The sequence below is a fragment of the Paenibacillus sp. FSL R10-2778 genome, assembly GCF_038593035.1.
In the GTDB taxonomy this organism is placed as follows: domain Bacteria; phylum Bacillota; class Bacilli; order Paenibacillales; family Paenibacillaceae; genus Paenibacillus_AQ; species Paenibacillus_AQ odorifer.
In genome coordinates, this window is record NZ_CP151956.1 from 5,671,726 (window position 1) to 5,693,883 (window position 22,158).

General features: G+C 44.1%; 14 protein-coding genes. 1 reads left to right on the top strand and 13 read right to left on the bottom strand.

From position 1 onward, the window contains the following. Positions 1–525 precede the first annotated feature (525 nt). On the bottom strand, positions 526–2,898 hold the full coding sequence (locus NST40_RS25455) for a YcdB/YcdC domain-containing protein (protein ID WP_076277613.1): 2,373 nt from the start codon (positions 2,896–2,898) through the stop codon (positions 526–528). 113 nt (positions 2,899–3,011) lie between these two features. Between NST40_RS25455 and NST40_RS25460 the strand changes: the two genes are divergently transcribed. Next, entirely contained in the window at positions 3,012–4,007 is a 996-nt protein-coding gene (locus tag NST40_RS25460; RefSeq protein ID WP_081387614.1) for a serine hydrolase, read from the top strand. 148 nt (positions 4,008–4,155) lie between these two features. Here the strand turns inward: NST40_RS25460 and NST40_RS25465 are convergent, their stop codons facing one another. The 12 genes from NST40_RS25465 to NST40_RS25520 all read right to left on the bottom strand — a co-directional run bounded on the left by NST40_RS25465 (position 4,156) and on the right by NST40_RS25520 (position 21,739). Next, entirely contained in the window at positions 4,156–4,932 is a 777-nt protein-coding gene (locus NST40_RS25465; protein WP_076277614.1) for a Cof-type HAD-IIB family hydrolase, read from the bottom strand. 131 nt (positions 4,933–5,063) lie between these two features. Continuing rightward, positions 5,064–6,152: a low temperature requirement protein A gene (locus NST40_RS25470; protein WP_076220415.1), complete on the bottom strand. Its 1,089-nt coding sequence runs from the start codon at positions 6,150–6,152 to the stop codon at positions 5,064–5,066. 199 nt (positions 6,153–6,351) lie between these two features. Next, positions 6,352–7,344 carry a carbohydrate ABC transporter permease gene (locus NST40_RS25475; protein WP_342410109.1) on the bottom strand — a complete coding sequence of 331 codons (993 nt, stop codon included), beginning with the start codon at positions 7,342–7,344 and terminating at the stop codon, positions 6,352–6,354. Positions 7,345–7,347: 3 nt separating this feature from the next. Next, positions 7,348–8,223, bottom strand: coding sequence for a sugar ABC transporter permease (locus NST40_RS25480; RefSeq protein ID WP_081382489.1), 876 nt, complete (start codon positions 8,221–8,223; stop codon positions 7,348–7,350). A gap of 4 nt (positions 8,224–8,227) precedes the next feature. After that, positions 8,228–10,600, bottom strand: a complete 2,373-nt coding sequence (locus tag NST40_RS25485; protein ID WP_342410110.1) for a DUF5696 domain-containing protein — start codon at positions 10,598–10,600, stop codon at positions 8,228–8,230. Between the two features lie 18 nt (positions 10,601–10,618). Beyond that, positions 10,619–11,233 carry a YIP1 family protein gene (locus NST40_RS25490; RefSeq protein ID WP_076277616.1) on the bottom strand — a complete coding sequence of 205 codons (615 nt, stop codon included), beginning with the start codon at positions 11,231–11,233 and terminating at the stop codon, positions 10,619–10,621. Continuing rightward, positions 11,230–12,723: a hypothetical protein gene (locus NST40_RS25495; protein ID WP_342410111.1), complete on the bottom strand. Its 1,494-nt coding sequence runs from the start codon at positions 12,721–12,723 to the stop codon at positions 11,230–11,232. Before NST40_RS25495 ends, NST40_RS25490 begins: the two co-directional genes overlap by 4 nt. 8 nt (positions 12,724–12,731) lie before the next feature. Continuing rightward, positions 12,732–13,592, bottom strand: coding sequence for a carbohydrate ABC transporter permease (locus NST40_RS25500; protein WP_036679629.1), 861 nt, complete (start codon positions 13,590–13,592; stop codon positions 12,732–12,734). Between the two features lies 1 nt (position 13,593). Continuing rightward, positions 13,594–14,559 (bottom strand): sugar ABC transporter permease, encoded by a 966-nt coding sequence (locus tag NST40_RS25505; RefSeq protein WP_076129175.1) that lies wholly within the window; start codon positions 14,557–14,559, stop codon positions 13,594–13,596. Then, on the bottom strand, positions 14,556–17,486 hold the full coding sequence (locus NST40_RS25510; protein WP_076277618.1) for an extracellular solute-binding protein: 2,931 nt from the start codon (positions 17,484–17,486) through the stop codon (positions 14,556–14,558). The genes NST40_RS25505 and NST40_RS25510 overlap by 4 nt, the downstream gene beginning before the upstream one ends. A 167-nt stretch (positions 17,487–17,653) precedes the next feature. Next, the gene (locus tag NST40_RS25515) at positions 17,654–19,090 is read right to left on the bottom strand and encodes an extracellular solute-binding protein (protein ID WP_076277619.1); all 1,437 of its coding nucleotides are present in this window, start codon (positions 19,088–19,090) and stop codon (positions 17,654–17,656) included. Positions 19,091–19,165: 75 nt separating this feature from the next. Then, the gene (locus NST40_RS25520) at positions 19,166–21,739 is read right to left on the bottom strand and encodes an alpha-L-arabinofuranosidase C-terminal domain-containing protein (protein ID WP_179087042.1); all 2,574 of its coding nucleotides are present in this window, start codon (positions 21,737–21,739) and stop codon (positions 19,166–19,168) included. Positions 21,740–22,158: the final 419 nt, after the last annotated feature.

Consider the following 22,158-nt stretch of genomic DNA (forward strand, 5'->3'; position numbering starts at 1 on the left):
CTTAGCCGTCAAGATTACCTATTTAGTGAGCCGGCGGTGCATAGTGTAGGCGGATTGGACTGAGGATTGCGCGGAGGAATGGACTGAGGATTGCGCGGAGGATTGCGTTCAGGATTACGCGAAGGATTAAATTAAGCGTTGAATTACGTTGAATTACGCGGTATTACGCGTTTAATTGTATTTAGTACACTTATAATGCATCAAATCACTCGGCCAAAGGATATAAGTGTATTCCGTACACTTATATTCTTGCTTTTCTCGCCAGTAGGTGAATTCTCTAGTTTTTAGTTGCAGAGAATGCAATTAAAGATACACATTCACCTTTTGCATAAGAAATAGCTGTATAGAATGCAGTTATTTTGCGGATTCCAGCAAGAATCGGCGCACAAAAAATGCTGAGAGAATACTGGAAACTGCATCTGCCAGATAGAGATGCTTTAGTCAATCCGCCGCGCTGCAAACTAAAAAACCAAACAGCGATTCTCCAATCGTCGGAGAATCGCTGCCTGGCTGTCTTTTTAACACTTATTGACCAATGATCTGATCGGTCTTTCCTTGCAGCTCCACTAGCTTCATGATCACCGAAGCCGCCAGCGCTTTTGTTACATTCTGCTGCGGATTAAACTTGCCGTTGTCATCCTTTAAGAGTCCCAATTTCACAACAAGAGCCACGGCCCCTTTATTGTTTATAGCTGAGCTATCACTAAACTGACTTACAGTCACATCTTTATCAAGATAAGCTGTGAGTTTATTGTATTTCAAGAAATTAGCCAGATGAACAGCAAGCTGTTCCCGGGTTAACTTACTCTCTACTTGCAGGCTTTCATCCTTATTGATCCATTTACGATCTGCTGCAAAAATAACTGCATCATAATATGAATTCTCTGGCTTCACGCCTGCCACAGTTTTTCGTTCATTATTATTATAATAATTGGTGAAATTTGGACTAGAAGCTTTGGCAAGATAGGATAACCAATCACCGACAGTTATTTCTTGATCCGGGTTCACTTTGCCATCGGCATCCGGTGTAATCACATGGTGGTTTACCAATTCTGATAATTCCCGCTCTGCTGCATGACCTTTGATATCCGTTGCAGATAGTTGAGCATCTTGCTGACCGAGGTAATCATACACCGCAACCCATTTTCCAGTGGCTGCATCCAAAACCTGATTCAATCCATTAGATTCATCAAAGGTTGTATCATATACCAGCTTCACCTTCGGTGCGACATAGTTACTATAAGTATTGTATCCGCCAACCTGAGTATACTTCAGTTTAGTCTGATATTTAGGTTTATAACTTTCGAGCGCTTCTTTCTTGGAAATTGTTGCATCAGGCGATAATGTGATTCCATCGATACCGCTTATCCGATTCCCCATGTAAGAAGTCAGTCTGCCGTAAAGATCCAAGCTTACCGTAATGGTGCTGTCACTCACAGGAATTCCTTGATGATATCTAATAAACTGGTATCCATATCCTGATCCGTCTGAAGTCAAACTCGAATTATCCCCGTATTCTACCAGCTTTAGCTTCTGGCTCGCCTGAGGATATAGACTATTAATTATACTAAGCGCTTTCACCTTCGCTTCAGCCTCACTAAGCTTCTTACCTCCAGCAGGTGCCGGCTCTTCCTTCTTCTTATCCTGAATAGCACCATAAGCTTGAACCTGGTACTGCAATACTTCACCGGTCTTTGCATCGATCTCGGCAGAGGATTGTTCTGGAAAGCCAGCACCAATGTAACGATCATTTCCATTACTGCCCCAGTATAGCTGCCAGATTTTCCGATCTGAATCCTGATAGTCATTTCTCAAGGTTTGCGAGATCAATTTACGATCTGCCGGGATATAAGCAACCTTCTCTACAAGCTGTGCTGCTTCTTTTGCAGAAAGCTCTGTACTAGAACTTCTTGCCTGAAAAACATCCTTGCTCTTCGCTACTTCTGAATACACGACTGAGGTGGATACGGATTCTTTTCCTTCATAATCTATCCGCTTGCCCGTTAATGCATCGATAGGATATTGAGACTGATCTATTGGACGCCAGCCTAGGATCCAGTTGTTAGGTTTTCCGTTCTTATAAATAGGAATGTAAAATAGGCCCACATCAAACTGTTCCGCAAATTGCTTCTGTGCTTGCTCCAAGGTAATCTTGGGCTGTGCAGACGGGTACTCAAGCCCTTGAGAAGACTTAGAGAATTGCGTTACAGTTCCGTTACCATCCACAACTATGTTAATGCTGTCCGATCCAGAAGGAATACCATTTTTCAGAATACTGAAGTTATATCCATATTGAACAGGACCGAATAATGATTCCGAAAAATAACTATAACCAACATTCTCATTTAATTGCAGCTCACTGCTCTTAACCGATGAGGCTGCCTTAGCCACAAAAGTCTTGGCGATCTCCAATGCCTGAGTCTGCGATACTTTCGGTGGATAATAGGATTCGTTCTTCTCCTGGGAGAATGAGAGATAGGTGTTGATGATATCACCATTAATGGCGTCTACCTCACTGCTAAAACCATATCCCATATTCCCTTCTTGAACCTGCCACTGAATATGCCAGATCATTTGATTTGCTGGAGCTGGGTAGCTTTGGTTAGATCCCAGTTGGACATTGTTTACAGTTGCATCCTTTAGGGATGGGAATAGTTCTTTTAACTTTGCAATGGCTTGCTCCTGCGTGAATTTCACTTTTGCAGGATCAGCCTCAGATTTCGTAGTCGTAGCTGGAGCCCCTGATTGCGTACTAACCTGCGTTACCAAAGTGTTGCTATTAACAGATATAGAATCGGCTGCGGCTAAGCCAGGGGGTAAGAGTAACGCGAGTGCAACGGAAGTGATTAATACCGTTTTAGCTGTTTGATGAACAAAAAGAGTACTATTGCTTTTCAAAAGAATTCATCCTCCTCTAACACGTGATTCATATTATTATACAGATATTTTCTTGTATTTTCCATAATTATTTAACGACAGGAAATTACGACATTTTTGTGATGTGAGCTATAATGGTAAACAGTTGCAGCTATAATTCATCTAGAAAGGGGGTCACCGACATTACTGACTGGAACCTTCAGCCGCTTATTGACGGTATTACTAACCTAGACATTCGCAGTTGTTTGATCATTCAACATGGAGAACCCATACTGGAGCATTACCGCGATCCACAAATCGCTGAAGAGCTTGGCAAAATCAACTCGTGCACCAAAAGCGTACTCTCCGCCTTAGTTTGCATAGCCATAGATAAACAAATGATTCCACCTCCAGACACACCTATTTCTTTATTTTTTCCTTCATTAAAAGAAGATCGTGACCCACGTAAAAGAGAGATCACTATCGAACACTTATTAACGATGACCGGAGGCTTTAACTGGACAGAGTTTGGTGGGCAGAATTCTTTTCCGGCCATGACTAAAACCGCAGACTGGATAAAATTTGTGCTTGCACAGCCATTAGCTCATACACCAGGAACCGTGATGACTTATAACTCAGGCTCCTCTCAGCTCTTGTCCGCAATCCTGCGTGATTGTGCTGGACAGGCGGTTGCAGAATTTGCCGAAGATCAGCTGTTTCAACCACTTGGCATTCAAAGCTATCACTGGGAGAGCGATCCGCAAGGCATACATACCGGTGGGTTCGGACTTCATCTGAAGCCGGAGGATATGCTGAAATTCGGCTTACTTTATTTGCAAGAGGGACGCTGGAAGGATCAGCAGATCCTTTTTTCAGATACAATTCAGCAATCTACCCGCCCTTACGTTGAAGCCAATCATCCGCAAAAAGGATTCTACGGCTGGCATTGGTGGGTATCCCAATTCAATGCAGGTTCAGAGCAACAGCCCAACGAGATCCCTTATTATTTTGCACTCGGCTTTAAAGGGCAGCATATCATTGTAGTTCCTGCTTACGAGCTGGTTGCCGTTATCACCGCGGATAAGTACAAAAAAGGCTCTCCTGCAAATGTTTTCGGCCGATTTATTGTGCCGGCTCTTCTAGGGCAGTAAGAACCAGGAATCACATGCAGTTCTATGTGTGGATACCACACAATCCATAAAGCAGCCGCAGCCATAGACTGATAAAGTCTTGGGCTGTCGCTGTTAGATTTGTACAAATGATCGCTATTAATTTTTCTTCAACTCGTTTGCTGCAAGCTTAAATGACACCAAATTTCTTTAATGCGTAGGCTATCCCGTCTTCACTTGCTTTTTTTGTAACAAAATCGGCTTTTTGTTTTAACTGTTCCGCTCCGTTTCCCATCGCAATTCCCAACCCCACATACTCCAACATGTCGATATCATTCCCACCGTCACCAAACGCGATAGCCTCTGACTTGCTAATACTCAGATAATCCAGCACTTGTTTAATCGCCGTTGATTTAGAAACTTTTGTTTCTTCAAGCACATTCATAACGTATCCGTGAAAACGTTCGAACCGTAATTCAGGAAATCTATCTTGGAATTTTTGCGCTTCATTTTCGTCCGCATACAAGCATATACAGTAAACCTCCTCTGGCAGAGCGCTCAATTTTTCGGGATATTGTGTAAGACTCAAAGTCTCCTTTAATGCCTTCATAACGCGCTCATCCTCGGAACCTATTCCGTTCATAGTTAAAAATTCGGTGAAATAGGACATGCCATGTCCGTTCAACTCAGCAAAAGCCGAGAGTTCCCGCACGGTTTCTGTTGAAAGCGTTGATTTATAGATAACGTTATCCTTACATTTGATAAGCGCACCGTTAGCAGAAATAAAGGTATCAATGCCCATAGACTTGAACTCTTCACATAAGTTATGCGGTCTCCCTGTTGCAACTACGACTTTAATTCCTCTCTCTATCAACTTCTCAATTGCTTCTATCGTGCTAAGTGGGATACTTCTATCAATTTCACTCTTTAGAGTACCGTCCACATCAAAAAATACAATCTTATACATATTATGAAATAAGCCTCCCCGTTCGATCGTAACTAGATAGATTATATTTCATGGGATCTAAAACAAGAAGGAAGCCGATCACACGGATCAGCTTCCTTCTTGTTTTCTTATTCAGCTTCGGCACAACAAGCTTACGTCGTTAATTTTGCATATACCACAAAAAATAACATCATTTCACCAATGATCAGGTAATTAGGTATAAGGAACAACAAATCTACTGCGAAAAAAACACCAAGTAAACCTAATAACAACGCCAAATGGAATATCCCTAACCGTTGCTGTATACGTCTATATTTATGGAAGACCAGTGAGGTAGAGAAGAAGTAGAGCAGGACCGATCCAAAAACAAAACACACCATAAATATATAATTTAATTGATCTAAAAATAACAGTTGGATCGAAGCTGCAATCATACTCAAGGATACATAAATAAATAAATGCCCGTAAATTATGGTTTGCCCGGCAGTCTCTATAGTCTTATCCACTTTCTTTTCAACATTATCAAAATATTGCCACCACATAGCTATAATTAATAGAAAAGTTAATAATGCAAATACAATAGATTGCCACGTCCAGTGGCTAGACTGTAAAACCGCAAGGATACTGACCACTGATTCCCCAAGCAGAATAAGCGTAAACAGCGAAAAGCGTTCCAATAAATGATGAGTATTGATCGGACTTTTTACCAAGTATTTCCGGCCTACTAATGGAAGCAGAATGTCTACAGTAATTCCCGCATACAAAACTACATAACGCATCCAAGAGTCAAAGAAAAGTGATAAAGAAGAGATCACTAATCCAATCCAAAATCTGCTTCCCAAATACCGGGCAGTGCCCTTTCTATCAGCCGCTTCATTCTTATTTATCGTAAGATATTGAATGGCTGTCATAGCTCTTAAACCAACATAACCTATTAAGAATGGCATATAATATTGATCAAAGTTAACCGATAAGCTCGCCGTCATTATTAATACAAAAAATAATTGTAGAATCAAGAATATCCGATGTGAAAAGATATCTTGCCCAAACCGATTCACAAAAAGCGATTGCCCTACCCAAGCCCACCAGATCGGAATAAATATTAAGATAAATTTGGATAAGTATTCAAGTGGAATTGTACCAGCCTCTACATGCAATAGGACATGGCTCGCTTTTGAAACTGCTGCTACAAAAAGCAGATCATAAAATAGCTCCAGCCAAGTAACTTTCTTCTCAGCAATGGATACTGTACTGTGCTCAAATCCCGATGTGCGTTTATTCATCGTCTGACTCCCTTGGTTTGGATGTGTATTTCTAATACAGTTTATCGAATACTTATCCATCTTAACCGAATTGATATACTAATTTGAAGACCCTTTACCTAAAAATAAAACCAGCAAGCCTCCACACAGGGAGCTTGCTGGTTTTTAGTAAATAAAGTTATTCCCCGGCAATACCGGAGCGTTCCACACTTTCTACAAAATGACGCTGTACGAACAAATACAGAATCAGAATTGGCAGAATGGTTAGAATACACGCCGCCATAACCTGATTCAGTCCAGTTGGGGCCATCCCAATAGAACCCGAAGTCATTTGCGACATCGTCTCCGCTGCCTGATTATTGGAACCATAAAACATCGCTAATCGCTGCGACAGATTATAGAAATCCGGTGTTGTTAAATACGTATTCGGTTCAAAGCTGTCATTCCAGTGCCATACCACAGAGAACAAGAATACGATCAGCATTGCCGGCTTGGCGATAGGAAACATGATTTTCCAGTACGCTCTGAATGCGCCTGCACCATCGATACGTGCTGCTTCCTCCAACACTTTAGGCATTCCGCGATAGAACTGAATAAAGATCAGTACGAATAATGCCCCCTTCAACCCGTGCCCAAACATAGAAGGAACCACAAACGGCAAATGTGTATTAATCCACCCCAAGTCACTAAAGAACAAATACAGTGGCACAACAATCGTCTGCGGTGGAACTAGAAAAGTAAACAGCAGCAGAACGAAACATACTGCGTAGCCTGGGAAACGGTATCTGGCAAAACCATAACCGATTAAGGAACAGCTTAAGATTTGCAGAACCGCACTCCCGAAAGAAATAATCGCACTATTTGCGAACCCGGCCCAGAATTTAAGCGAATCCCATGCCAGAAAATAGTTGCCAAAACTTATCTTTTTCGGAAGCCATTGCACTGTGGCATCAGCTACATCTGTTACTTGCATCATGGATTTGGATACCATGTATAACAAGGGATATAGGAATACGAACGTTAAGCTGAGAATAACCAAGTAATAAAAAGCGATATTCAGCACCTGAAGCGAACGTTTCACGACCCTGTCCAGCCTGCCGCTTGCTTTTAGACGAGTTGTCAGATGTTCCATGTTCGTTGTCCGAACCTGCTTTACGGATTCCTTCAACATCTTCTACTTCCTCCCTTCGGTGGCACCGAGCGACTTGCTGAATAACAGGAAGACCAAACCCAGAACCAAGAAAATAAACACAAAATAAATCCAGCCCATCGCTGAGCCATATCCAAAATCATTATTCTTAAAGACGACATTCAAAATATGACTCATGATTTGATTATCTGCCTTCGTGAATGAGCTGACGATACTAAACAACGTGTTTACAAGCATCATCGGCATAATCATCGGGAAGGTGATTTTCCAAAAGCTTTCCCACGCGGTTGCTCCATCACATTTGGCCGCTTCATACAGTGAAACAGAAATCGTCTGTAACCCCGCTAGAAAAATCAGAATTTGCACGCCAGAATCCCACATCACCAGCGTTAAAGATTCTGCATATTTCAGCAACGACTTCAAAATGTCGCCGGGGATAAAGTTATGGAGCTTATCATATAAATCCTGATTATAAAAAATCGGTAAATTTGCGGCACCCTGATCCATCAATTTGCCCAGGATCGCCCCTGAAGCAATGATGACCGGCAAAAAGAACACGCCACGAAAAAAGGTTTTTCCTACGAGTCCGCGATTTAGCAGAATCGCACAAAAGAGCGAAAAGATAAGAATTAACGGAACCTGAGTCACCGTCGACACCATCGTCGATTTGAGCAGAGGCAAGAAATTAACATCTGTAGTAAAAGCGGCGCGATAATGCTCCATCCCAACAAAAGTGGCCAGTAAGCCGCCTTTGCTCACTTGGAGATCCTGAAAGGAATAATACAAGGAACGGCCCAGCGGAACAGCCATAAACACCAGAAATCCGACCAGCCACAGGCCGATGAAGGAATATCCTTCAACGAAATAACGCGCTCGCATCGATAGCTTTGATTTTTTCACTTCATCATCCTCCTGTTACCGCATAGCCGAATGCCTCGACGGTCTGACCAGACACGTCAACAGACTGCTCATTATAGTTGACTATAATGCTCACACCGTTTGCATAAGTCGTCCGAAAGACTTTACTTTGCAGCTGCTCATGATTCGTCATTTGCTGGTTGCTAATGCTGTCATAGACCTCTTTCAATGCGAGATAATTCTGCACAGAAGGTGCCAGCCAGTTCTCAAGACTAGAGCTGAACAGCCGGTCTGCCATGGTTCTCTGAAGATCGCTAGTCGGAGCATAGGTTAATTCATAACTTGGAAGGGCTCCATATTCCAGCGCCCGTAAGGTTTGGTTACGGGAATCATCGTACAGATTAACCGGGCTTGCTGTATAAGGCACTAAGCCGTGTAACACTAGTTGATAAAAAGGAATCGCCCGATCTGTATAGACAAATTGACTGGAGTCGAGCGGCACCTGATCAATCCGGTTCACATGTCCTAATGTATAGGCAAAACCATAATCTACTGCCGTGTTAAGCTCACCCTTACGGAAGTTATCCAATGCATTAACATAAGTATCTTCTGTAAGCTGGCGGTCCGTATTGGATTTATTATCCTCATCGGAGTATAGCAAGCTTCCAAAGTGTTCAAACTGTACACCCTTCACACCCAGATCCTGAAACTTGCTTAACTCAGCATTACTGCGTTTTGCGATAACACTAGGTTTCATTAAATAGAAATAATCATCCGTATTCCACCGGGTAGAGAGATAATAGACGTACTGCTTCAAGACTTCACGATTAATACCGCGCACAGCATCTCTGCTTGCCTTCACGCCGTTGCTATCTTGGAAAGGTTTCACGTAGTTAGCTTTCAAATAAAGATTTACGCCCTTGCCTGCGGCATATTCCTGAAGCTCTTTAAGTCCCTTTTTGCCTCCCAGCTTCTTCTCAACAGGGAATTGTTCTGGCTGGTTTCCGTATAAACCATTTTTGGACCATCCCTCGATCGTAATCTCTAGCTGAGTAACACCCTCTGCCTGATATTGATCAATCATGTCCTTGATTTGTTTAAACGTAGCTGCTTCTATAAAAGTTGAACCGATGACTTCATCACGTGAAATCCCACCGAGCACTTGAAGATACAATGGCGTGTTCTCAAGAACTACTTCCTTGACCTTTTTCTCTTCCATTAAGTAATTACGGTATTCCTTCGCCATCCCAACGTAGTTGGCTTCCTCACCTTGGAGCAGAACATAACGTACGCTACGATCGGTTTTGATCATCTCACCCTGATAATAAGGAATTTGGCCGGAATTGCCGACAAAAATAACATCATCCTTGCGCAGGGTAAATTCACTTGATGCTCTATAAAGCGAAATAGCGCGAATGCCTGATGGAACACCGTTGATTTTAGCGTCGGTATCTCCCTTAGTAACAATTGCTAAATATCCTGTGTCTCCCTGATAGATTCCAAACACTGGCAAAGCGATAGCTTTTTTAAGAGGTGCCGCCTTTTGCCAAGAGTTATCCGTAATTTCATGATTTTGTTTCACGAAGGTTTCGTCCCCGCCGTAAATGTATTCAGAATAACCTTTCAAATAAGCGGGATGATCTTTCCGAAACTCCAGCAATGCCCCTGAACCATCTGGAAGCATCATTGCCCCCTCTGCATCTTCTCTAGCCGCATGAAAAAATGGCAGCACCTCCAGACTCGTGAATTTCGCATTCCCCTCTTCCTTCAAATACTCCTGTGGAATGGAAGCCTCAAATCCATTAGCAGTCAGTCTGTACTCCAGAGCAAAAGAAAGCTTCAGGCTAATAAAAGCAAACTCCGCGCGGACGACATCTTGCTCAATCGTTACGGTAACCGTGGAGTCTTCATCTTTAAGTGGGTAGACCTGTGTAATATCAGCCCCCTGTGTGTATCTGGCATAAATCGGCGCGGTCGTGTATTTCTTAATATTTGGCATGGCTGTTCGCTCCAGCTGTGGAGATCCAAGCCACTCCTTGTTTGTGATTTTGTCTGTGATGCGAAGATTCCCCGATTTCTCATCTACATATAAAATATAGCGTTCGTTCTCCAGTGCTTTTGTTCCAGGCGTGACCGGCTGCAGCTCAACCTTCTGAACAAGTGCTGCTACAGCTGCTGGAGCCTGCTCTTCTGCCGGAGCCGTGGTCTCCTTTTCTTGCACAGCAGTGGCCTGCCCTTCAGCTGGTTCAGTCACCACCGATGTTTCCTCTTGCCCAACCTCTTTGCTTTCTTCAGTCTGAACAGACTGCGCAGCGGTAGACGGATCGGCGGAACTGTGTAGGGGTTGAACATTTATCACTGCGAACAGCATCATCACAACAATACAGAGAATGCCCCGCACTTTAACTTTTTTTCTCATCGTGTTACCTTTCCCTCCTTACGCGCGCAATCTCAACTCTTTGAGCAGATCGACAATAAATGAAACAAATTGATTGGAAATACCAAACAGCAAAATGCCTACAAACCAGATAATGGCGATCCCTATTACACTGATTATGGTGATAAAAATAACCTTGCGAATCTCAAAATCATGCAGGATCTTCACCTTCATTAAAATCAACCAAGCCACCCATAGAATCACAAACTTGTGCAGCAGATTGAAGGTTGAAGCCTCATCCAGCGAAAGGACCAACGTTAGCAGTGTGACTGGGATGATAAAGAGCATGTATGGAACAAGCGCAAAGGCACTACCCACAAAAATCTCTTTAAATTTCCCCTCACCATCCATAATCGTACTGACACCCCAGTTCGAAATACACCAGGTCAACCAAGGAACGATAAGCCAAATAAACTCATGAAACATAGAGATTTCATGCGGCTCTCTAGTTTGAAAAGCATACCCTGTAATCAGAATCGAGATCATTCGTGCCACAAAGGTCAGTAGAACGATGGCAATCCCCTGTATCCAGCGGATACGCTGCTTTCCTTGAATATCGTTATAGAACTGATAAGGATGAACTACAACCTGATGAATCATTCGCAAAGTGTTCATCCAATCTCCCCCTTTGCCGGGTCCAAAACTGCCTTGTTTCCTCTATACAGCCAGGCATGGAATCTCCGGTATAATCTCGGCGCACTCCAGAACAGTACTAAGAACAGTCCAATTCCGCCGGCGAAGAAATAAGTAAAGTGCTCCCGGATATACAATTTACGATATTCGCGGAAAGCGGATGAATAGTCAGCTTTGGAATTTGAAAGCTTGAAATAGCTCATAGATTCCTTATATTGCTCTGCTTTATAAAGCGCTTTGCCAATAGCCTGATAAGCCATATCATAATTGGCGTTCAATCGCAGCACCTCTTGCCATAAGGATTGCGCTTCGTCATAGCTGCCATCTACATATAGCAAAGATGCCTGATGAACCAAATCCGCAAACGGCGTGGTCCGGAAGCGATCGATTCTGCCCCGTCCTTTATCCACTACATAGATCAAACCATCAGCGGTTTGATCTACGGCGGAAGGAGTCACGAAGAGTCCATTCTGATCCCCAATCCCGCCGAAGCTGAATAACAAATTCCCCAGCTTGTCATATTGAAAGACTTTACTGGACTGCAAATCCAGCGCGGTTATAAATCCGTTCTTATCAATACTGATCCCCATAAAGGAAGCCATACTGAATGGACCCTCGGAGTAATAATCGCCATACCAGTGTTTACCAATGTTCAGCGTATCTACGCCTACCGGAGATAACCGTTTGATCTGGTTATACTCTTCGCCCAGGGTTGTGCTGTAGATAAATCCTTCTTCATCCAGATCCACGTTGGAGAACTCAGAAGGTTTAACGGTCGCCAGCTGGTTCTGCTGCTCTTTGGTGGCCACCAGCTTAATTAAGAGTCGTGTCCAGGAGAAGCCTACATGGTTCGCTCCATAGAACCCCTTGAACTTACCGCCCGAGTCAATTTGCAGCAACCCCTGCGTGTTACCATCGCTCACCACATACATATAATCACGCTTATCTACAACTAATTTAGAAGGAGAATAAGAGAAATTAGCACCCAGTAATGGGCTATCCGGTTTTAGAAACTCTTTTACGAACTTGCCATTTTTATCAAAAATAGCAATACGCGCGTTTTTTGTATCTGCTACATATACCGTTCCATCCTCTTTCACGAATACACCCTTCGGCTCCTGCAGCTTGCCGCTGCCTTCCGCATCACCGATCAGATTTAGCAGACGACCGTCCTTATCCATATGAACAATACGGCTATTGCCCGTGTCTACTACGTAGAGTGAATCGTCATCACTAATAAAGAGAGATTCCGGATTTTTGAAGGACCCCGTATCTGTTCCTGTTGGATCGATAGAAGAATCGTAGAGATAACCATTAATCGAGCGGACCTCATTGCCGGACTGATTCCACGTATACCCCTCATACGGGGCTTCGCCAGCTAGCGCCTGCCCTGGAAGCAGCAGCACTGGCAGTGTCAGCGTCACCAGTAGCCCTGTTAGCAGCATTTTTTTCATATTACGTCTTATCATCATGACTCCCCCTATTCCTTCAGCCCCGAATGGGCCATTGTCTGAAGCACCATCCGCTGCGTTAATATAAAGACAAGAATAGTCGGGAGAATCATCAAGAAGCTTGCTGCCGCCAAAGTACCTACCCTAGCAACGACTCCGGCTCCACCACTGATGGTTTGGATGGCAAGCGGCAATGTCTTCATTTCCTGAACAGTCGTATAGACCATTGAAGGATACGGATCATTCCAAGCAGAAATGAAGCTAAATAAAGCAAAAGTCGAAATCGCCGGTTTAAGCATTGGCATCACAACCACCCAGAATACCTTCCATTCTGAAGCCCCGTCTATGCGGGCCGCCTCTAATAAAGCGTCTGGAAGCTGCCGCAGGAACTGGGTCATAAGAAACATTCCCATCGGTGCAGCCAGATAAGGTAAGATCATTGCAAAATACGAATTCATTAATCCGCTGCGGCTAATCAGCAGATATTGCGGTATTTGCAATACTAAGGGTGAAAACATCAGCGCCGCCACAATCATACTAAAGATAGCGCTTTTAAATGGCATATTGTGCTTGGCAAGCGGATAAGCCGCCATTGCTGAAATTAAGACACCCCCGACCACAATCCCCGATGTAACGACCACGCTATTGAAAATAAACCGTGAGAACGGCACCGCCGAAGTTCCGGTAATTAACAGCAAATCACGAAAGTTCACCAACGTCGGATTCACTACGAAAAACCGCGGTGGGAACAGGAATAGTTCGCTTGTTGGTTTTAAAGCAGTCACTGCCATATAGACAAGTGGCAGCAGCATAATTAGGCCAAACACCGTTAAGAACAGATATAAAAAGATGCCGCCATAGTCAATACGCCGTAAATTTATTTTGTGCATCCTAATCCCTCCCCAGCACTTTGAAGATGAGACGGTTGAGCCCAAGCATCAAAGCGAACAGTAATACAGCAATCGCTGACGCATATCCCATCTCAAAGCGGATAAATGCGTAGTCGAACAGATGCGCCATAATCGTATGGCCTGCATAAAGGGGACTCGGAAATCCAACAAGCCGCATACTGACGTCAAATACGGTAAGCGAACCGACCACCTGCATCACCGCACCGAATAACAGCTGTGGTTTGACGCATGGAATCGTAATGTACCATAGCTCCTGCCAGCGGTACTTGACCCCATCAATTGAGCCAGCTTCATATAAATCTGTCGGTACATTTTGAAGTCCGGCCAGAAAAGCAAGGAAACCTACCCCCATACTCATCCATAAGGAAACTATGATAATCACCGGTACGATCGAATCTACATTTTGTAGAAATAAATAAGGTTCATTGATAATCCCCAGCTGAATGAGCCAGTGATTGAGCAACCCCTTGCGGTCGCCGGCGAACAAATACAACCAAACCACGGACATTGCTACTGCACTTGTAATCGATGGCACATAGTAGCATAGGGTATAGAAAAAGCGGAACTTCTGCGGAATCTGGCTAATCAGCCAGGCCAGCAAGAAGGCCATAATATAACCTATCGGACCTGTAATAATGGCAAATTTCAGCGTAATCCCAACAGCTTTAAGAAAGATATCATCGTCTACAAACAACAGCTTATAGTTAGAGAAGCCAATGAATCTCGGTGTCTCAATAATGTTGTAATAGCTGAAGCTTAAAACGACGGACATGATAATAGGAACAATAGTAAAAACGGTGAACAGAATCAGGAAAGGGGCCAAGAAATAATAGGAAACTTTATTTTTCTTGATATCCAACCAAAGCTGAGCCCATTTCCCGGGAGTTTTCGTCGGCTGCATCTGTACGGCTTCGTTCTGTGCCGGTGTAATTATTTCACTACTCATTTCTGACCTCCTTCCTCTTTAGCGCTTGAAGTCTGGGAAGTTTCAATTCCGAACTCTTCGCGTTTCTTACTAAGCTCTTTATTGATTTCACGCACACCTTGCTCCATCGCCTCCCGCGGGAATTTACCGTTGAGCACAATTTCATTCCAGATGTTGGCGATATGCCGGGTCGTGTAATATCCTCCAAGCACCACTTCGCGCTCTTTAAACCACTCCCACTGTTCCATAATGGCGTCGATATCTTCTTGCTGCCACGGCAGACGTTTGAGTGCTTCAACATTGGCTGTATTCCAACGAGCTTCAACACCCAGCAAAGACTCAAGCTCTGAGCCGAAGTTCTCCTGTGCATCCGCACTGGTCCACCATTTCATGAACTCCCAAGACTCTTCCTTCATATCCGTATCCTTAAAAATAATTCCTGTCTGTGCAAGCCCGCCTGTAGAACGGTTAATCTGTCCATCGGCTTGTTCAATACCCGGCATTGGTTTCATGCCCCACCAGCCTGTCAATTCAGGTGCGGCAGTAGATAACAGAATGTATGTGGAATAATCAGCAACGCCGATTGGCATCTCTCCAGAACGGAAACGGTTATAGAAATCCGCTTGTTTCTGCAGCTTGTAGTTCGTAAAGAGTCCCGTCCACATTTTCATAGCTGTCAGTGCTTCTGGTGAATCCAGATCAGACAACATCCCATTATTCTTATAGAAATCTCCACCATACTGGAATAAGAACGGCGCAAACTCATTAATGGCTAGACTCGGATTGTTCGGGGCATGTGGATAATAGAAGTCCATCCCGTTTTGTTGCAGCACAGGAATCAGTTCCATAACCTCTTGCCACGTATTCGGAATATCCTTCTCGCTAATGCCCAGCTGTGCCATAATATCTTTCCGGTAAAAGAGCATCGTGAAGTTCTGATTCTCCGGCAATGCGAAGTCTCCGTTATCATACTTATAAGGAATCAGTGCACCCGCTCTGAAACGTTCAGCAACCTCTTGATAATCTGAGAATTCATTCAGATTCACGAGTGAATTCCGCACCGCGAAGTCAATCGGCACTTCACCCTCAACCCCCAGTGCCACATCGGGAGCAAGTCCGGCAGTATTGGCTAATAACAGAATCTGCTTCTGATCCGCTGCAAGCGTAGGAATAATATTGACGTTCACCTTGATGCCCGTGTTTGGTGTAAAGTCCTCATCCACCATTTGCTTAATGATCTCCGCCCAATCACGTCCACGAGAGATCCAGACATCCAGCACCTTTTCATTTTTGTACGTATTCCCTATGCCGCTGTAATCCTTTGTAAAAGAACTAAAGAAGTCATACGTCATCGTCCCTACACGGGTATACCAAGGAGCCGCGTCTTTAGGCCATGGCTGATCTTCCGACTTCACTTCAATATAGTCCATTACAATACTCTGCTTCATTAATCCGTTGACCCATAAGCCAAGCGATGACTGCAGATCCGTAAATTGCTGAAGACGACCTGGAATACTTGAGGTATCCTTCGCCATTTCCAGGAACCGATCACGTGCTTCATAAAGCGTACTCAGCTCAGAGCTTCCATCCGCAACGCCAAAAGCATACATATCCTGCACAGCATCATCCAACGTCCGCGCCATCAAATGTAAACGTGGCACAAGATTAGGAATGTTCTGCTCCAGCTGCCAATCCCCGTTTGGATCGGGGTTCGTTCCCGTTACCTGCGTGATTTCACGTCCCAAAAGAGACATTTTATGTGTAGTGTTCAGCACAGCTTCAATCATTCCGCCTACACCCGATACTTGAACTTCCATCCGCAACGTATGCTTGCCTTGTTCGAGATAAAAGAAGTATTCTCCGTCCTCATTTCCCAGCTTGTTTACTTGCCATTCCGCTTTGTAAGGGAATTTCAAGGCATTCAGCTCTTGGAACGGTACCTCGCCATCAATCATAATCCGGCGTTCCACCGGTATCCCGTTTAGGAACCACTGGCCGTAACGAATTGCGATATTATAGAGCCCTGTCTCAGGAATCTCGAAATCCCATTCCGCCCATTGTCCACCCGTACGCCACCCGACACCCCCAAAACTATTAAGCACAATAGCATCTTTGTTAAAAGGTTCGGTGAGTGGCTCCCGGTCCTCGATCCGCTTCAGCGTTGGATCTGAACGAAGGGAGGATTCTTCTGCCTGAATTTTGATCACTTGATTCTGAACAGGCTTGTAACCCTTATTCTCATACTCCTGCTTCACTTCCGCATAAGTCGGGAGCGATTCTGGAGAAAATATTCTCAGTTCACTAAGTGCAGCCGGTTCCCGGATGGCTTCCAGCTTCACCGTATGCTCCCCTTTGGTCAGATAAAAGCGAAAGGGATCCGCAGTTCTGGCCTCAGCATCTCTAAACTCCCGATATTGCCAGCCTGTTACCTCTTCCCGCTTGGGATTAAACTCATTCCCTTGATTGTCCAGCCATGGCTCTGCACTTTCTTTCCACATCCGCTGGAATTCCATTTTTTTTACTTGAGAGAATAAATACTCCCCATCAATCTTTACGCTTCGAATGATCGAGGATCGTTTACCAGGAAGGGCATAATACTCCATCCCCATCTGATATAACCCATCTGCCGGAACCGTAAATGTATATTCCACCCAGCTATCCTCTGCTTTAAGCGCTAGTACCTTGCCGGGTTTTCCACCAAGATCCGTCATTACCTCTGTACCTTCAGCACTAATGGCCGTATAATCCGCCGAAGGAATAGCAAGCGTAAAATCCGATGAGTCCTTTGCTCCATCCTGCTGTTTTTCCTCGTAATAGCTTAAGTAAGAGGCTTCGAGTTTTGAATTCACACTATCGCTTTCTAAAATAGAGCTTTCATCAACATCCGCATAAACGGGGATGCCCTCCATCGCTGAATTATCAAACCCTCGTGATTGATTCCACCACACTAGGGAGACTCCTAAAAGTACCAGTAACAACAAACTAATCTTATATTTTCGCAGTATGCGTAACACGCATCGGTCTCCTCCCATCTTTACGGGCCTCTCGGACTTAAGTGAATACAAGCAGGGCAGCTCTGGCAATTGCAGGCTGCCCCTCCTGTTATTAGATTTCCTTACGGCTGCATTCCCATTGCCTTTTTAAAGGCAGCAATTTCTTTGGAAGCTTGCTTCAAGACATCATCACCAATTTTTTGAATAGCCGTCTTGGAATCTGTGTTCTTAGCCAGTGCATCACCGATCGCCGCTATAAAGATTTCCCAGCCCTTGTTATCTACTGGTGTAAGGTGTTTGACTGGAATATCGTTGCTTAATTGCTCATATAGTTTAAATTCCTCTTGCCCACCCAGATATTCATTTTTAGTGTTTGCGTACCAATCAAGACTGGAAATATCCTTGTAACCCGGCTGAATGGAATGTTTTGTCCAAATTTTCCAAGCATTTTCACTTCTCATGCTCCACTGAATGTAAGCCCATGCCGCTTCTTTATTTTTGCTTTGCGAAGGAATAACAAAGCTTGAGCCGCCCATTCCCACGTTAATTCCTATTGGCAAACGGGTTACCTTCCATTTTCCTGCAAGCTCAGGGAATGTTTCCTGAAGTCCGCGCGCTCCAAATGAACCCGATACGACACCAACTAAATCACCTTTCAGAACTAGCTGTTTACCTTCGTCTGAGCCATAACCGATATGAGGTGCCCAGCCCAGCTGTTGTCCACGTTTTGTAATATCAAGAACTTTCACCATTTTGTCCGTATTACGTGTCCAGTTCATATCCTTATCAAAGTAGCCGACTTCATCTCCTGCCCATACGATCGGGCCATCGCTCCACTCCATGAAATATTTACCGTTAGCTTTCAAAATTTGAGCCAGGTTCAAGAGATTCTCTTCATCTTGCATGTATTCACCAAGCTCAGCAGGATCACTTGGCAATCCAAGCTCTTCAAAAATGTCTGCACGGTAGTAATAAACCCCCGGTGTCATATCCCAAGGCATACCAAGCAGCTGTGAGCTGTCTGGTGTCATCCAACGTTCCCAGTTATATGGAGCAACCAGATCTTTATATTTTCCAGCGTTATAAGGCTCTTCCAAAAGATTCTCCAGCACATTGCCCGCCATATAACGGTTCAACTGGTACATTTCTACTTCAGCTACATCCGGCGCTCCACTACCTGCGGCGATTGTCGTTTGCAGCTTGTCATGCAGGTCGCCAAAGGGCATAACTACCGTCTTCAGCTTGATTCCAGGATATTCAGCCATAAATGCAGCGCCGACTTCCTCGAACACTTTTTCATTAAAGGCCCAAACGGTAACCTCACCTTGAATATCTTTGCTTGGCAGGTCGTTGGCAGGATCTGCTGCTTCCGTGCCCTCAGTAGCTGTTGCATTGGTTGGCTCACTAGCATTATTAGTTTTTTCAGTGTTCGTTTTACCGTTGTTAGCTGCATTTTTATTCGTCGTTGAGCTTCCAGCGCTGCTACAGGCTGACAGAATAAGCACAAAAACCATTACCATACATACGACTAAACTGCTCGTTTTTCTTTGCGAAATCATAACCTAACCTCCCTCTTAAATTGAACAAATAAATGCTTGTTTATAGTGAAGGAGTGAACCTCCCTCCGTGACCGGCTATTTCCCCCCTTCCTTTAGTCTTAACACGGTCACGGAATATTTCGGGAATTCAAACTCCAGACTACCTTTGTCTACACTTACCTTTTGAGTTACAGGTGCCACCTTGTCAGGTTCAGCGAAGCTATTCTCAGCATTTAAATCGTCCGACTGAAGTACGGTAGCTGTTCCTTCCAGACTTGATGTGGCAAGTCCGGCAAAAGAAACATCCGTGCGCTGAGCAGTGTCACCCGCATTAACGACTTTAACGATCAGCTCACCTGTGGCAAGATCACGGCTCGCAGTTTGGAACAGCGGCCCTGCTGGACTTTCATCGTTCACCTCTTGTATAAGCTCATCGTCGAGATAGAGCCGGATATTAGCACCTGATAATTCAATGCGGATATCGTACAATTTCCCAGTCTCAATCCTTACAGGAACCGTTCTTCCGATGACTGCTCTTGTTCCACCTACTGATTTTTCAATCGCGCTCTGCGTATTTCCCCAGCCGCCAAGATTCCACCAATAGAAGTTACCTTCATCTTTAGAGCCGAACATAATGAGCATGCCTTCTGCTCCGCCAGTCTTTTTCGCCTTAAGAGAAAGTGTATAATCACTCCATGAAGTCTCACCGGCAACTGCACGAATATCAATATCATTAGAAGTCTGCTTAAAAGTACCCTTGGATTGTTCCCAGTCCCCATTGTTTAGAGTCCAGGCTCCGGAATCCTTCTTGAAATGATCTTCAAAAAGAACGTCATCACCTTTCGCTACTCGTACATCGCTGTACTCTACCTGGGTGGCCCAAGTCCCCAAACCAATTCCACCTTGAATGGATTGCTTACCGGAGGTTTCTTCTTGACCTAGAGCCACAAGTGAGGTTGGAAGAACTACATCCCCCTTATTGCTTCCGAACATCTGCTGCACATGATAAGAAGGTGTTCCGTAGCTAGTCGATGAATCAAACACAATAGCGTCCGGGTTCCAAGTACGATCCTTCGTATTCACAAACAACGGGGCATAAGAGGACATTTTTACGATATCAGAATTCCGTTCCATGCCCATCATAAAAGCGGCCTCGCCGATTGCAGCGTTCAGATTGCCTTCTCCGGCACCCTTGGTTACCGCATACTCACCAACATAAATCTCAGGACCACTCCGGTCATAAGTATCGTATCTGTTCGAGTTGCTGAGGAACCATTCAGAGGTTTCATAGTAATGCTCATCAACCATCTCGATAGGCTCACCTTCAACTGCCGCATTGGCAATGAGATGAATCTCTGGATACTTCTCTTTAATTGCTTTATAAAACAAGCCATAACGCTTAATATATTCACTCATCTGGAAATTGTTTTCGTTACCAATCTCTACATATTTCATATTAAAAGGCTCCGGATGACCATTGGCGGCTCTTTGTGCCCCCCATTTGCTAGTAACCGGTCCGTTTGCATATTCAATGGCGTCCAGCGCATCTTGTATCCATGGCTGAATTTCACTGACTGGAACGGTATTCTGCTTGGCTATAGGATCTCCGTTATGTGAAATCCCGATATAAGCTACATATAATGGTTCCGCTTTCAGATCTTCGGCCCATTGCAGATATTCGTGGAAGCCCAGCCCGTCTGAGGAGCGGTAATCCCAATATCCCTTATGACCGGGACGCGTTTCAATCGGACCAATGGTGTTCTTCCATTGATAAGCATCAGTTGGCGTTTTCCCTTCCACAAAACATCCCCCCGGAAAACGAACGAATGCGGGTTTCATCGCAGCTACCTTTTCAGCCAAATCGATGCGAAGCCCATTCTCCCTGTTGTTCCAAGTCTCAGGAAACAAAGACACCATATCGAGATAAACAGTCCCTACATTGGCAGCAGAGATTACAATTCGTGCGTTTGCTACAGTACCTGTAGAAGTCAGTGTGTATGTATATGGATGCCATCCTTCTTTTAACTTATCAACGGTCTGTTCAGCATATAGCTCTTTGCCATCTGGGCTCTCTAACGTTATACGCAGTGGCATATTGTCCCCTGGCTCTGGCCGCGCATAGAAAGACAACTTGTAACTGGCATCCTTCGTCAAAGCAATCCCCCAGTAACCATTATTCACAGCAGATACCGAACCACCCTCGGCAGCTGATGATACTGTTAAAGCCATTGCCTGGGTCTGAGCATCGTTCAAAAGCTTACTGCTGGTCAGAGCAAGCTTCCCTTTACTCCCTTCTTTTTCATCCATCCACCAATTAAACAGTGTGACCGAACTATCCTCAAAGGAACGATTGGAAATCAGCTCTGCATATAGCCCTCCATCTCCCGCATGATTAATCTCTTCGAAAAAGGCTCCGTACAACATCGGGCTGATCTTAGCTCCCGGATTCCCCGTATCCACAGTCAACGTATATGCGGTTCCACTACTTGTGTTAGCTGCTGTCGCCGTTGGAAGAGTTTCCTTTCCCGCTTCACCCGTTGCTTCTTTGGCAGACTCCTGAGACAGTGTTGCTGGGTTTTCGCCCTTAGAAGCCCAATAATACGTCAGCCCGCCAATCACAATCACGAAAATCAGCACCGTAAGCCATAGCTTCCGTCCATATTTATTCAAAGATAATTCCCTCCAACTTTTTATTAGCGTTTTCATTTTTATGAAGTGAACAGATCCTTCCATTCGTAATAACTTAAAATCATTTCACAAAACCTAAATGAATCCGTTTCCATTGATAAAATACCATACTAAAATCTGGTTGTAAATAAATTAAACTAAACCTTTTTATACTTTTATGAATATAACTTCCAATAGTTTTGCAAGAAATTAAGAGATTTATTAGTTTTTTTAAAACAAATTCCCTCTTTCCATCTCACCATCTTTATATTTTTCTAAAATAAACGGGGGTTTACAGCCCTAAGTAAGTTTAATTTTCATTTTTTTCTTCATTTATTTTACTGTTTTATTTTTCCATTCAAATAATAATGAAACTAAAATTAATTGTATTGCCCCCAAAAAATCATATAAAAAAAGCTCCC

Coding starts and splice junctions, on each gene's coding strand:
- NST40_RS25465 (WP_076277614.1), bottom strand. CDS start 4,932: ATGTATAAGATTGTATTTTTTGATGTGGACGGTACTCTAAAGAGTGAA.
- NST40_RS25515 (WP_076277619.1), bottom strand. CDS start 19,090: ATGATTTCGCAAAGAAAAACGAGCAGTTTAGTCGTATGTATGGTAATG.
- NST40_RS25475 (WP_342410109.1), bottom strand. CDS start 7,344: ATGTTGAAGGAATCCGTAAAGCAGGTTCGGACAACGAACATGGAACAT.
- NST40_RS25505 (WP_076129175.1), bottom strand. CDS start 14,559: ATGAGTAGTGAAATAATTACACCGGCACAGAACGAAGCCGTACAGATG.
- NST40_RS25495 (WP_342410111.1), bottom strand. CDS start 12,723: ATGATGATAAGACGTAATATGAAAAAAATGCTGCTAACAGGGCTACTG.
- NST40_RS25485 (WP_342410110.1), bottom strand. CDS start 10,600: ATGAGAAAAAAAGTTAAAGTGCGGGGCATTCTCTGTATTGTTGTGATG.
- NST40_RS25460 (WP_081387614.1), top strand. CDS start 3,012: ATGGTAAACAGTTGCAGCTATAATTCATCTAGAAAGGGGGTCACCGAC.
- NST40_RS25500 (WP_036679629.1), bottom strand. CDS start 13,592: ATGCACAAAATAAATTTACGGCGTATTGACTATGGCGGCATCTTTTTA.
- NST40_RS25490 (WP_076277616.1), bottom strand. CDS start 11,233: ATGAACACTTTGCGAATGATTCATCAGGTTGTAGTTCATCCTTATCAG.